The organism is Streptomyces sp. WMMC500 (assembly GCF_027497195.1).
GTDB lineage: Bacteria > Actinomycetota > Actinomycetes > Streptomycetales > Streptomycetaceae > Streptomyces.
The window spans coordinates 1324240-1336935 of record NZ_CP114905.1 but is presented as its reverse complement, the minus strand read 5'-3'; the positions used below and the strand labels follow the sequence as shown (position 1 = coordinate 1336935).

The 12696-nt window shown below is 66.2% G+C and carries 15 protein-coding genes and 1 pseudogene; 8 read left to right on the top strand and 8 right to left on the bottom strand.

The features are described 5' to 3' along the window. The first annotated feature begins 72 nt into the window (after window positions 1-72). A complete protein-coding gene (locus O7599_RS05560; RefSeq protein WP_281620965.1) occupies window positions 73-1602 on the top strand; it encodes a nuclear transport factor 2 family protein in 1530 nt (509 codons plus the stop codon). Window positions 1603-1631: 29 nt separating this feature from the next. Here the strand turns inward: O7599_RS05560 and O7599_RS05555 are convergent. Then, a pseudogene (locus O7599_RS05555) lies at window positions 1632-1754 on the bottom strand (IS5/IS1182 family transposase); the annotation flags it as partial. Between the two features lie 490 nt (window positions 1755-2244). Between O7599_RS05555 and O7599_RS05550 the strand changes: the two are divergent. Both O7599_RS05550 and O7599_RS05545 read left to right on the top strand, forming a co-directional pair. Further along, on the top strand, window positions 2245-3129 hold the full coding sequence (locus O7599_RS05550) for a phenylalanine 4-monooxygenase (RefSeq protein WP_281620964.1): 885 nt from the start codon (window positions 2245-2247) through the stop codon (window positions 3127-3129). An 11-nt stretch (window positions 3130-3140) separates the two neighbouring features. Further along, on the top strand, window positions 3141-3779 hold the full coding sequence (locus O7599_RS05545) for a LysE family translocator (RefSeq protein WP_281620963.1): 639 nt from the start codon (window positions 3141-3143) through the stop codon (window positions 3777-3779). Between the two features lie 336 nt (window positions 3780-4115). Here the strand turns inward: O7599_RS05545 and O7599_RS05540 are convergent, their stop codons facing one another. Both O7599_RS05540 and O7599_RS05535 read right to left on the bottom strand, forming a co-directional pair. Next, window positions 4116-4694 (bottom strand): hypothetical protein, encoded by a 579-nt coding sequence (locus tag O7599_RS05540; RefSeq protein WP_281620962.1) that lies wholly within the window; start codon window positions 4692-4694, stop codon window positions 4116-4118. Window positions 4695-5069: 375 nt separating this feature from the next. Then, a complete protein-coding gene (locus O7599_RS05535; protein ID WP_281620961.1) occupies window positions 5070-5300 on the bottom strand; it encodes a hypothetical protein in 231 nt (76 codons plus the stop codon). A gap of 213 nt (window positions 5301-5513) precedes the next feature. Here O7599_RS05535 and O7599_RS05530 point away from each other — a divergent pair, with 213 nt between their 5' ends. Continuing rightward, a complete protein-coding gene (locus O7599_RS05530; RefSeq protein WP_281620960.1) occupies window positions 5514-6146 on the top strand; it encodes a transposase in 633 nt (210 codons plus the stop codon). Window positions 6147-6682: 536 nt separating this feature from the next. Here the strand turns inward: O7599_RS05530 and O7599_RS05525 are convergent. After that, window positions 6683-7444, bottom strand: coding sequence for a recombinase family protein (locus O7599_RS05525; RefSeq protein WP_281620959.1), 762 nt, complete (start codon window positions 7442-7444; stop codon window positions 6683-6685). Next, on the bottom strand, window positions 7444-7917 hold the full coding sequence (locus O7599_RS05520; RefSeq protein WP_281620958.1) for a hypothetical protein: 474 nt from the start codon (window positions 7915-7917) through the stop codon (window positions 7444-7446). Before O7599_RS05520 ends, O7599_RS05525 begins: the two co-directional genes overlap by 1 nt. A gap of 739 nt (window positions 7918-8656) precedes the next feature. Between O7599_RS05520 and ppk2 the strand changes: the two genes are divergently transcribed. Beyond that, entirely contained in the window at window positions 8657-9520 is an 864-nt protein-coding gene (ppk2, locus tag O7599_RS05515; RefSeq protein ID WP_281620957.1) for a polyphosphate kinase 2, read from the top strand. Window positions 9521-9670: 150 nt separating this feature from the next. Here ppk2 and O7599_RS05510 read toward each other — a convergent pair whose 3' ends face one another. Beyond that, window positions 9671-10513: a hypothetical protein gene (locus O7599_RS05510; protein WP_281620956.1), complete on the bottom strand. Its 843-nt coding sequence runs from the start codon at window positions 10511-10513 to the stop codon at window positions 9671-9673. Here O7599_RS05510 and O7599_RS05505 point away from each other — a divergent pair. Continuing rightward, window positions 10512-10694: a hypothetical protein gene (locus O7599_RS05505; RefSeq protein ID WP_281620955.1), complete on the top strand. Its 183-nt coding sequence runs from the start codon at window positions 10512-10514 to the stop codon at window positions 10692-10694. The two genes, O7599_RS05510 and O7599_RS05505, sit on opposite strands and share 2 nt — an antisense overlap. A gap of 479 nt (window positions 10695-11173) precedes the next feature. On the opposite strand, the gene O7599_RS05500 is transcribed toward O7599_RS05505, so the two are convergent. Both O7599_RS05500 and O7599_RS05495 read right to left on the bottom strand, forming a co-directional pair. Further along, window positions 11174-11641 carry a hypothetical protein gene (locus tag O7599_RS05500; protein WP_281620954.1) on the bottom strand — a complete coding sequence of 156 codons (468 nt, stop codon included), beginning with the start codon at window positions 11639-11641 and terminating at the stop codon, window positions 11174-11176. Continuing rightward, the gene (locus O7599_RS05495; protein WP_281623677.1) at window positions 11638-12000 is read right to left on the bottom strand and encodes a transposase; all 363 of its coding nucleotides are present in this window, start codon (window positions 11998-12000) and stop codon (window positions 11638-11640) included. Before O7599_RS05495 ends, O7599_RS05500 begins: the two co-directional genes overlap by 4 nt. A 208-nt stretch (window positions 12001-12208) precedes the next feature. Between O7599_RS05495 and O7599_RS05490 the strand changes: the two genes are divergently transcribed. After that, window positions 12209-12448, top strand: a complete 240-nt coding sequence (locus tag O7599_RS05490; RefSeq protein ID WP_281620953.1) for a family 16 glycoside hydrolase — start codon at window positions 12209-12211, stop codon at window positions 12446-12448. Then, window positions 12424-12606: an RICIN domain-containing protein gene (locus O7599_RS36870; protein ID WP_348652586.1), complete on the top strand. Its 183-nt coding sequence runs from the start codon at window positions 12424-12426 to the stop codon at window positions 12604-12606. The genes O7599_RS05490 and O7599_RS36870 overlap by 25 nt, the downstream gene beginning before the upstream one ends. Window positions 12607-12696: the final 90 nt, after the last annotated feature.

Below are 12696 nucleotides of genomic sequence, written 5' to 3'. Positions count from 1 at the left end.
GGTATAGAAACACAGCCCCGTGAAGCGCGGGGGAGCCGCCGGCGTCGCGGACTGGGGGGCTGTACCGTGCCTATGAGGACCGTCGACATATCTCCCTACGATGTCTACGTCATGTTGCCCCGGCTTCGGGCGACCTGGCCCGCGCGTGACGAGCGCAAGCAGCAGATCGTCGTCATCGCCGGGCTGCAGGCGGTGGAACTGTGCCTGCGGCTGGCTGCTGACACCCTTGATGATTCCCGTGCGGAATCCTGCCCGGAGGAGCGGCTGCGTCGGATCACTCAGTGTGTGGTCGATTCCTGCGCGCTCATAGCCTCCGACCTCGGCTGCACAGAGCCTCAGCAGCGTCGGACACCTCTGAGTGCGAAAGGCGTCGCGATCCTCCGGAGGTTGCCCGCGGAAGCCACGGGAGCGATCACGTTGGCGCTGCGCACTGTGCGGTGGCCGTATCTGACGCCGGATGTCCGGGCCAAGGTGGAAGCTGTCCATGAGATGTGTCAGCGCCCCTGGCGGGAGCTGGAGGATCCGATCTTCCGCACGGTGCATCAGTTCACCGAGTGCTGGCTGCGCATCGCGTTGCACCAGACCGACCGGGCCGCCGCCGAGGCCGACGCCGGGAGTTGGTCGAAGGCGGCGGTCCATGTAGACCAGGCCGCCCGTGCGGTCGAGTTGGTGACCTCGAACAACGACATGCTGGAACTCATGGTGCCGTCTGACTTCCACCCGCTCCGGGTCCGGCTCAGAGACGGCACGGCCGCCGATTCCCGCGCGGCGCACGAGATGCTGCGCCGTCCCCGCGCGCTGCTCGGCACGCTCCAGGAAGCCCTGGCCTGCCGCCAGTCCTCTCTTGCCGCCTTGCTGGACCAGCCGCGAGCTGACCCGGCCGCGTACCGCTACCTGCGCGCGACGGCCAGTCTGGCCAAACGATGCCAGACGTTCCTGCTTCACCACTACCAACTGGTGCTTGATGTGCTGGGCACGCAGACCCGGGGCACGCTGGGGAAAGAGGTGGAGCGGCTGGCGACGCACGCGGTCCGTCCGCTTCTGCCCGCTCTGAACCAGGCCCGTCACGACCTTGCCCTCGTCGCCGTGCTCCGGTACGGGGCATGGTCCGGGGAGATGCTGCTTGCCGCCGAACGTGCGACCGGACTGTACCCGTACCCTCCGGAGGCGCTCCCGGGGGACTGTCCCGAATCCCTCGTCGGTGAGCGAGTCGACGCCTACTTCCGAGCCATAAGGGATCGGAATGCCGCCGCGTGGACGGCCCTGTTCGATCCGGTGAACGGGATGTTGCTGGACATCGCCGGGACCCGCCCCTTCGTCGGACGCAGCAAGCTGAAGGTATTCATCGAGTCCACATTCGAAACGTTCCTGCGCATCGAGCCCGACTACACCGTGGATTCGATTTCGCGCGGGCGGGCCAGCGTGAACTGGCGCATGAGCGCGACGTCGTACCTCGGCACCAACGTGACTTTCCCCGGCACCGAGGTCTTCACCTTCGCGGCGGACGGGGCGATCCTTCGTGCCGAAGCCGAGTGGGACTCCTACACGGTCGCGAAGCAGGTCTGGCAGCATGAGAGCGAACACTGGGAGCGCACCTCGTGACCCCTGCAACCGCAACCGAGTGAGCCTCTTCAGGGTTGCAGCTCCAGGGTGAGAACGGCTTTGGCGATTGACGTCATGCGGGTGGGGCTGCATCGGGATCTGCGGAAGGTCCGCCATGACTTCAGGCGGGCAACACCGCGTTCGACGGGTGCCCAGGGCAACGCCCGGACAGAAGGAGCCACCACAGGGCGGTGTGCCCCAAAGATCAAACGGGTCCGCTCAGGAAAAGAATGGGCACCACTACGGGGCGATCGGTATTCCGATTCGATGCAAGACTAGCTGAAAGCTCGCCTGCCGCCGCAAAAATCGGTCACCGATATCGTCCCGCCGGACGTGGCCCACGCTTCCTCTGTCTGAAATAATCCAACGACCGACAGCGAAACATCACCTTGTGCGACTGTGCGGAAGCCCTGCAGACGACGTCATATGCCCCGTCGGCCCGTCAGTCCTGAATGCGCCGAAGTGGAGAGACGGACACGGGCTGCTCCTTTTGTGAAAGCGTATCCAGGCACTGAAGCCTTGGCGCCCAAACAATAGCCGCGCTATGGCGCTTTGAACAGGCTCATTTCATTTGGTCCACAGCAAAGCAGCCTTCCGCTGAACCTGAGATGGCGATGCCGCCGACCCAAAGGAGCACACCGCATGTTCGAGGACGGTCAGAAAGACACATCAGTCAGGACAAATGATGAGGGCGCACCAGTGGTTCATCTTGATCCCGAGCTTCCGGGGTCTGGAGATCCACACTATCTTGGGCGGCGCAACGAAATCCTGAAAGCCGCACTCAGCCATATGCCGGGCGATCCGGCGCCAGAAGTGAGCTACGCGCCCGACGACCACGAATGCTGGCGAACAATACGAAAGGAACTGCATACGCGGCATCGCACCTATGCATGCGCCGCGATGAATGAGGCTGGCGAGCTGCTCGACCTCCCGTACGACCATGTCCCCCAGTTGCGCACGGTCTCGGAGCGGCTCTCAGCTCTCACCGGCTTTCGGTTCGCCCCGGCTGCTGGAATCGTGCCCGTGGCAGAGTTCTACGGACCGCTGGCAGAGGGAACTTTTCTGGCAACTCAGTTCATTCGGCATTCCTCCAAGCCGCTATTCTCGCCGGAGCCGGACATGGTGCATGAGGTAATCGGTCATGGTACGGCGCTGGCCTCCAGCAGAATTGCCGATCTATACAGGCTTTTAGGCCGGACCATCCGGCATCTGGAAACCGACGGGGCACGCCAGGCCGTATCCAGATTCTTCTGGTTCACGATGGAATACGGAGTGATCAAGGAATCGGGAGAGATGAAGGCATTCGGGGCGAGTCTGCTTTCTTCTTGCGGTGAGCTTGCCGAGTTTCGGGGCGCTGAAATTCGGTCGATGAATGTCGGTGAAATGATCACCATCGACTACGATTACAGCCGCTTCCAGCCCATTCTGTTCCACGCTGATTCGATCAGCCACTTCGAAGATTTCTTCAGTGACTTCTGCGTGTCTGCAACCGATGAGTCGGTCATGCGTGAGATCTCGTCAAGATAGGGGCGCCGAAAATGCATCCTCCTGAGCAATTTGTGCCGTTTCTGGGTGTCGTTCTCCTGCTCACAGTGACCCCAGGTCCTGATATGGCCTTGATCCTGCGCAACGGCCTGTCCGCCAATACCGGCGTCGCGTGGATGACTGGGCTGGGCTGCTGCACAGGCATCGCAGCCTATGCGCTTACCTCAAGCCTCGGAATGGCAGCCCTCCTGGCCAGTTCTCCGCGAGCCTTCGACGCAGTGCGATACGCCGGCGCGGTCTATCTGATTTATCTCGGAGGGCGGGCACTTCAGAGCGCGCTGACTCGACATCGCAGCGCCGCGGAGCAAGGTGACATGCGAAGGCGCGGGTGTTCGATCTCCAGGGCAACGGCATTTCGCCAGGGACTGATATCGAACTTGCTCAACCCGAAAATCGCGCTCCTCTTCCTCACTCTGATACCTCAGTTCATCGGAAAGGCGGAACCCAGAACGCAGACAACGTTCGTGCTGTCCGTTACCTTTCTGGCGATCGCGGTACTGTGGTGGAGTGTCTTCTCACTAGCTCTTCATGCCGCGGCTAGGCTCATCACCACTGCGCAGAGTCGTCTCTGGGTGGAACGCCTCACAGGGGTAGTTCTGGTGGCACTCGGGGTCCGAATCTTGGTCGGGTGAACACGTTACTCGGCACATCGGCGTCTGGCGAGGCGAGTTCATCACCTTCCGCACGGCCGGCGCAATGTCGAGGTGTGAATTGCCGTGGCCACCCGCAAGCGCCCGAGTCCGAGATCTTCGTGGTACGGGCGAGGGTGCCGGGTCACCGTTCGCGTCGCCCATCCCCGGCGGCGAGCGGGACCAGCTCGTCTCGGAAGGCAGGCTCTCTCGTCGCCGTGGAGACGACCGGCGCGTCGGGGAGGCCGGGGCGGCGGTCCGTTCGGATCACCGCCCCGACGTTCCCCCGCAGCGACGCAAGGCACCGCCTATGGCGACGCCTTCATTTCTGGTCCGCCGCTACCTGCGTGCAGAAGAGGCGATGATGCCGATCTTCTTCGCCTTCAGGTCGTACGAGACGGGCAGCAGGGTCTGCTTACCGTTGTGCCGCAGGGCAACAACCACCCAGGGATGCTTCTTTGCCCACTTGCCGTTGTACTTGGGCTTGTTGTACTTGCTGCCGCTACCGCCGGGCCAGTTGCCATTCCACTGGACGAAGTCGACCCGCGGAATATGCTTCGAGGCCAGCACTCCGCCGCCTGCGTGCTTCTTGCCCCATGCCTCGGTCTGCTTGGCACAGTGACGCGTGAGCCCGGTCTTCTTCAGGTGCTCGACCTTCCTGTCGTTCCCGTGCTTCCGCGCAGCGACGTAGGCTCGGTAGAATTTCTCGACCCGCTTCTCGGCAGTCCGCCGCGGCGATGCACTCTCCTGCTCAGATCGGTCTGACGACACTGTGCTCTGCGCCGGCCGGGTACTGCCCTCCGGCGCTGTGGCCGACACAGCGGTGCCCGCACATCCGACGACGAGCGCTCCGGCGGCGGCGCCTGCGCGGAGAGAAATCCGGCTGAAGCGCCCGGTGCGTGTGTTGCGGTGTGTCACGGCCTGTCCTTTCTCGTAGCTTCTGCCACCATCACCGAATTCGATGAAACGGCGGCTCCGTTCGGCAGCCGACTACCCTCGCCCTAGCCGGTGGATACCTCGGAGACAGCGAATGGTGATTGGATAAAATGCCTCCTGGTCCGGATTAATCAGCGCTGCGTTAATGGTTGCTTTTCCTTGCGCAGGCTTCTGCCCCACGTACCACGGGACTATCTGACCGGGTGCTCAGCCGTGCCGACGGCGGGCCCGCGGGGCATGAATCGGGTGGGGACCGGATCGAGCCGACGATCTCGAACGACGCGCCAAGATCACTACCCGCACATCCGAGGACACCGCCCAAGCACATCGGCCCATGCTCCGTACGGAGATCTACGATCAGAGCAGCAGGGCCGCGGCACCGCCGTCGAGCCGATCCAGGTGCCCGAAGCGGGCCAGGACCTCTGACGCCGGGCCGACCGCGGCGATACGGCCGCCGCCCATCGCGACGGCGCCGGATCGAAGTACCGCCGGCTCGTCCAGCGTGATCACCAGGTCGGCAAGCAGAATCTGTCGCTGTGTGACATGCCGGCAGCCTGTCGGCTCACTGAGCTTCTTCGAGGTGGCCACCGATCAGGTGACGGTTCGCGAGCCGCAACGAGCGAGGCCCCCGGGCTGTTGATCGAGATGTCTGACGTCTCAATCACCTTGCCCGGGGGGCCTCGTTGGTCATCCATCCTGCCGCACTCGACCTGCCGCATGCGCTCGTCGAGTGGGTCACCATGCTGCTTGTCACTCGCGCGATGAGACCGGCGCTGCAAGCTCCGCCCGTCTCATCGCGCGATGGTGGCACTGGTCTACCTGCGCGAGCACACCACTCTGGCGAAGATCGCTGCGGGTTTCCGCATCAGCGAGTCCACCGCACACGCCTACACCAGCACGGTCGTCGACCTTCTCGCCGCACGTGCACCGGGCCTGCTGAAGACGCTACGCGACCACGATGCTGACTTCGTCCTCCTGGACGGGACCCTTGCCGAGTGCGACCGGGTCGGCGACGGCCGCACCGACTACTCCCACAAGCACCGGCGCCACGGCGTGAACGTCCAGGTGGTCACCGCTCCGGGAAGCCGACTGCTGTGGCTCTCACCCACACTGCCGGGCCGCACCCACGACCTGACCGCCGCCCGCACCCACCGGATCATCCGGATCTGCGAGCGCCAAGGCGTTCCCCTCGTGCCGACCTCGGATACCAGGGCGGCGGCCCCTGGCTCACCACGGGCATCAAACGCAGGCCCCCTGCAGGAACTCACCCCCACCGAGAGAACCCGTAACCGGGCCCTGGCCGCGGCACGGGCACCCGTCGAACGCGGTGTTGCCCGCCTGAAGTCATGGCGGGTCTTCCGCAGATCCCGATGCAGCCCCACCCGCATGACGTCAATCGCCAAAGCCGTTCTCACCCTGGAGCTGCAACCCTGAAGAGGCTCACTGGCACGTGCACGACCTCCCGCAGGACTGTGTGAACCAGGGCGGCATCTCCAACCTGCTCCAGATCCGACCGCCTGAACCAGACAATCAGCAGTAGACGAGTCGCCGTTCCGGCAGGTCAGACCGAAGCAGGCTGGGTCCGCAGGTGAGGGGCATCGATCACTTCAACGGCAACGATGTACTCCGGGAGAGGACGTGGGCGTAGTGGTCAAGTCCCCCCTCGGACACATAATCGCCCCACGACCACGGGTTTACGGGCAGGCGTCATCGGCACCCGGCTCTCACCTGGAGTGAGGAACGGGTGCATTTTGCTGCGTCCGTCCCTGGCGGTGGAGGGGGCGCTGGTCAGCCGATACGGATCCTTTCTCTCGTCGCGGTGCCGGGCGGTCAGGGTTTGGTCCGCCGGGTCGTAGGTCAGGGTCACGTTCTCGGCCCGCAGGTGTGCGGCCGCCGCTTCGGGAGCAGTCGGCTCGTCGCCTTCGGCGAGGCAGAGCAGCAGGGCAGGCAGACGGGCCAGGACGCGGTCCTCACGGACGTAGGTGTTGCGCGGTCGGCTCGTGCCAGGGCCGGTGGCGCTGGTGCGGCCGTGGCGGCAGCGGTAGGCCGGGCGATCGTGGGACCAGCAGGAGTCCATCCGCCGCCCGCACACCCCGCAGTGGAGCAGCCCGGCGAGCAGGTAGGCACGCCCCGGGCGCGGTGGTCCTGGCCCGCATGCCCTGGACGGCGACGAAGTCGGCCTCGCTCACCAGAGCCGGATGCGCCTGCTGGCGGGAGATGATCCAGTCCTGCGGCGGGTTCCAGCGGGCGATGTCGCGGTGGCCGAGGGCGGTGTTGGCCGGGTCGACGAGTTCGTGGTCGGTGCGCTGGCGGTTCCACACCTGCCGGCCGGTGTAGCGGGGGTTGGCCAGGATCGCTCCCACCGAGGTCAGCGTCCACCGGCCGCCGCTGCGGTGCGGATTGCGTTCCGGGTCGGCCGCCGACGGACACGGCACCGCCGCATCGTTCAGTGCCCGGGCGATACGCGCCACGGTCTTGCCCACGCGGCGCTGCGCGAACATCCAGGAGACCACCGGCGCGGTGGTGGGATCGGCCTCCAGGCGCTGGGAGCGGGCGCCACGGCGGGCCCAGGCCCGGTTCGGGTGGGGGCCGGCATCGGCGAGACGGTAGCCGTAGGGCGGCCGGCCGCCGAGGTAGCGTCCCTGTTCGCGGGCCTGGACGGTCATCGCGGTGCGGGCGCGGAGGCGGGCGCGGGCGATCTCCCGCTTGGACAGGATCCCCAGCAGGATCATCAGCTCCTCGTGCCCGGCCAGCCCGGGTCGACCGGGCCGCCCAGTTCGGGCAGCCACAACCGGACGCCGTGGTGTTCGAAGAGCGGGGCCATGGCGGCGAACTGGCTGCCGTAGAAGGCCCGCTCGCTGGAGCCGATCACCACCGCGTCGAAGGCGCGGCCGGGATCGGCCAGTGCGTCGATCAGCCGGCCGGCTTCCGGGCGGCGGGGCCAGGGCAGCACCCGGCTGTGCCCGATGTCGAAGAACTCGGCGGTGACCCGCCCGTGCCCGGCGACCAGCGCCTGCGCACGCAGCAACTGCCAGCCCCGGGAAGTCTCCGGATCCTGGAAATCCTCCGTCGACACCCGCCCGTAAAACGCAAACCGCACCCCATCCCGCGCTTGCGCCTCGGTCGCCCGGCTGCCCGCCCACATCCCCAGCACGCCGGGGTCGGCAGGCGGGTCGAAAAGCGGCAACGTGCCCGTCGAAGCCATGCCGCACCTCCCTGCAGGCGCTACCCGACCAAGCCGGGGATCGAAATGCCCGGGTGTGCCATCGCGAACGTCGCACATACGGCCGCGGAAGGGAACCGGAAGCCACTCGTTCGGGTGAGGGGTATTGACAAGTCAGCACCGCCGACTTCCGGACTCGTTCTGGCGCATACCTTGAGCCGTGATGCCGGAGTCGTGGCGAGAGCGTCCGTAGCACGATCGAAAGTGCTTCTGGTACTGCCGAGCACTCCTGGCAGTCTGGGCCCGGGGACTCGCCAACGTCGCCCCGATCACCTTCGACCTCCCCCGTGCTCCGTGCCCCGTCGCCGCAGTACCCGAGCAGCACTGACTGAGCGCGGGCGCCGGGTTGGGGGCGGTCGCGGCCTCGAGGGAGACGCGGGTCACCCGGACTGGCCGGGTGCCGGCGGCCGGGGCCTGGTCCCGCCGGGTCGTGGCTCAGTGTCCCGTTCGCGGCACAGAGCCGCGCGGCTGCCGCTTCGGGGTCGGCTGGCTCATCGTCTTCTGTGAGACAGAGCGGCAGGGCGGGCAGGTGGGCCAGGATGCGGGCCTCGCGGACGCAGGTGTTCGGCGGGCAGCCCGCGGCGGGAGGCCGGCCACCCTCCCACATCATGCCGCTGTCCCGTCGCGGTCGTCCCCACGACTAGCTCAGCCCAGGGGGCACGCGTTCACCTGCAAGTCCATCCTGGTCCTGTCAGCCGGTGCGTGAGGGAGGGCGAGGACGGTGCCTGGCACGAAGCGGACGAACGGTGGGCCATCGCAGGGCGAGGGCAGACGCAGCCGTCTGCCCAGGTCGCTGTACGAGAAGGAGCTGTTCCGTCTGCAAACCGAGCTGGTAGTGCTCCAGGAGTGGGTGCGGGCCGAAGGGGAGAGGCTCGTGGTGATCTTCGAGGGCCGCGACGCGGCCGGTAAGGGAGGCACGATCAAGCGAGTCACCGAGCTTCTCAACCCTCGTGTCGTGCGCATCGTCGCTCTGCCCGTGCCGACGGAACGCGAGCGAACACAGTGGTACTTCCAGCGTTATGTCGAGCGGCTCCCGGCTGCGGGTGAGATCGTGCTGTTCGACCGCAGTTGGTACAACCGCGCCGGCATCGAGCGCGTCATGGGCTTCTGCACGCAGAAGGAGCACGAGAGGTTCCTGCGTCAGTGCCCCGTCTTCGAGCGGATGCTCATCGAGGACGGGATCCTGCTGCGCAAGTACTGGTTCTCGGTGAGCGACGCCGAGCAGGAGCGGCGGTTCCGGCAGCGGCTGAGCGATCCGGCGCGGCGCTGGAAGCTCTCGGCGATGGATCTGGAGTCCATCACCCGCTGGGAGGCGTACTCCCGGGCCAAGGACGAGATGTTCGCGCACACCGATATCCCCGAGGCGCCCTGGTACGTCGTGGAGAGCGACGACAAGCGGGCCGCCCGCGTCAACATGATCGCTCACCTGCTGTCCACGGTGTCCTACCGAGAAGTCCGGCAGCCGGATCTCCGGCTGCCGCCTCGCCCGCCGCCGAGCGGTTACGAGCGCCCACCGAAGCACCTTCAGACCTACGTGCCGGACCACGCCGCCGCATTCCTCAGCAGTTCCCGGCCCAAACCGTAGACCCTCCGACCAGACGCCATCACACTGTCTGCCTTCATGCGCCCCACTGCCGGTGATCCCAGCCCCGACCCTCAGGACAGGCCCTCGACCTGGTTGAGGTCGGGTGCGTAGGGCGGTAGTTGGAAGACTGTCAGCCACTGATCTCGGGGTTTAAAATCGCTGAGCCCGGTGCTCTGGTCCGTACCGCGACGCTCGTCCCTGGTTGCCGTACGGGGTGCCGAGGGGTGTCGTGCCAGCCTCCTCGGCTGTGGCAGGGTCCACATTGTCGACGGTGACGAGTTCCTCACTTCCTGAACCGCCAGAGATGTCGAGGGTGAGGACGGGCCCCACGCCGGGTGCGTAAAGTTTGAGTTCGAGCACACGCGGTTCGAGGGTGTTGGTGTCCTTGGTGAGCAGCGCATTTCGGTAATGCCCGGCAGGAACCTCAACCTGCTCGCCGGTGCTCAGCACCTCGCCGTTGTCTTCGGCTTCACCCTTGAAGAATTCCTGGCGGTATCGCTGGCCGTCAGACGGACTACCAGCGACGACGACCCCTGGCAGGGCGCCGTCGATACCGGCCTCCCATGATCCGGCAGTGGAGGAGACCTTTCCTTTGCTGAATTCCGCCGTCTTCTCACCCAGGTACCAAATGTTTCCCTGGGAGTCCTGGGCGTACCAGTCGATGGTGTCCTCGATCAGTTCACCGTTCTTGGTTACGGTGTCGCGTAGGACGCGGGCAGTAATCCCGTTGGCGATCTTCTTCTTCTGGTTGGCGACGGTCACGACGACCTTGAGCACGTTGCCTTCTTCGTCCACCTCCCGGTAAATCCAGCGCCTGCCCGGCTTCATCGGCCAGTACTTGTTGTCGATGTCGACGGTGAACTCTCCCGGGTCTGCGGTGAAGGATTCGTCGCCCTGAGGGAGGTCGGGTGCTCCAGAAGTGCCCCCGCAACCGGTCAGGGGGAGAAGCGTGCCCGCGACGCAGAGGGCGGCGAGATACCGGTGGACCTTCATGGTGCTGCTGTTCCCCGACTTCTTCGCTGTTGCCTTCGCTGCTTTTCTCGCCGCGGCCCTCGGTGTCGATGACGCGGAAGCTCCTGATGAGTGGGATGTCCGTCCGCTGCCGCCGGGTGGCCCTGACTTCGTCGCCCTCATGGCTCGACGATTCCCCTTTCATACAAGTCCGATCAATTGATTCGTACGACTGGCGCGGCGTGGGGGGCAGATGAGAAGGCCGTCGAATATACCATCACCGGAAACCAACACTCGGGATTGATAAGGTCCTGCAGGCGTGCGCTAGAGAAAGAGGATGCGATTAACTGTGCTCTCGACCTCGCCATCTGGCGTGGTCGTGGGCATGGACTTCGAGAAGGATCGGCCATTGTCTTCGCCGCAACCGGTTAGTACTCCGGTGTGGTTCTGTGGGGGATCCAGCGGCTTCATCGATGCCCCGTCGTCGGTAGTGGCTGCGTCGGGTTGTCGCCTGGTGGCATCTGCGCCAGTTGGACCAGTGCGGCAGTGGGGCTGGTGACTGTGTCGGAGGGCTGAAGGCGGCGGCGGATAGGTGACGTATCTCCGGGACGGTCCAGAGCATCGGGTCGAGGCTGTGGGCGGGATGGCGAGGATCGTCGGGCCGGTTGGGGGCAGCGTCGGCGGCGACGGCGGCCAGGAAGGTCAGGGCGAGGGTGATGTGCCGGTGCCATGAGGTCCAGTGCCTGACCTGGCAGTGGTCGAGTCCGACATGGCCTTCGGCGGCTGGAAGCACTCCTCGACGCTCCAGCGGACGCCGACGACGGGTACCAGCTCCGCAAGGGTGACCGTGGTGGGTGACCAGCACAGATAGAAGGCCAGTTCACCGGTGGTGCGGTTGCGGCGGACCAGCAGATGGCGGTGCTCGTCGGCGCCGATGTGGATCCATGCCCAGTCGTAGTAGCGCGGGCCCTTCGCGCCGCTGCCCGCCCTCTGCCGCTGCCAGGCGGTGGCGGGCAGGCGGCCCGCGACGGTGTCCGCACGGACAGGGGTGCGGCCTGAGTTGATCCGCACCCGCGTCGAGCAGGCGACGGCCAGGACGTAGCCGATGCCTGCCTCCTCCAGTCGGGCACGCAACCGTGGGTCCTGCCCGTAGGCTTCGTCGCCGGTCACCCCGGGGTGCCTCCACCCCGGCGTCCAGCGCGGCGGCGATCATCTCCCAGGCCAGGCGGGGCTTGGTCGCGAACTCGATCTCGTCGGGTATCCCGGCCGCCCGGCGGCGCTCCGGGTCGGTGCACCAGGAGTTTCTCGGGCAGGTAGAGCCGGCGGTCGATCAGCGCCCGTCCCCGGCTGGTGGCGTAGGCGAGGAAGACCCCGGCCTGGCTGTGCTCGATGCGTCTCGCAGTGCCGGTGTACTGCCGTTGCACCTCCGCCGAGGCGCGGCCTTTCTTCACGAAGCCGGTCTCGTCCATGATCAGCACCCCGCCGTCGGTGCCGAATGTCGGCACACCACGGCGGACCTTCAGCGACAACGAGCCGGATCCCGCCATGCCCCCCACGACCGCGCTTCCGCCCCTATGGCCAGCCGACGCTGACGCTCGTCCAGGTGCGGTAACAACACCTGGAACTTCGCAGCCAGCGCGGCTTCGATCCCCTCCGGTCTCCCCACACCAGAACAACGATCCCCGCAGCTGGAAGCCACGACTTGATTCCCGGCGAGCCCCTCATCCGGCGGGGGAGTTGAACCACTTCGAGGCGCGGGTAGAAGGTGAGCATGTGCGTGTCTGCCTCAACGGCGTACTCATCAACGATTTCACCAACACCGATCCGGCACGTGCGCTCGCCGGGTACATCAGTCTGCAGAACCACGGCACAGGCGATGACGTCTCGTTCCGCCACGTCCGGCTCCTTGAACCAGGCACCAGCGCCGGGCCGATCCGAGGCGCCTGCGGCACGTGCGTGGACGTGGCCGGGCGCTGAACGCGGACGGTGCGAAGGTGCAGTTGGTCGGGTGGATCTGGCGGGCGCTCGGCAAATGTCTCGATGCGGCCGGCGCGAACACCGCGAACGGCACCGAGGTGCAACTTTACGCCTGCCACTGCGGGGACAACCGGGATTGGACGGCACCGGCGACGTGACCTCGCCGTCCGCGGTGCGCGGCAGGGCCGTCGTCCGGATGCCGCCCGCCGGCAGCCAGTCCTCCCGGTCTCCCGGAGACCTGGCCGTGC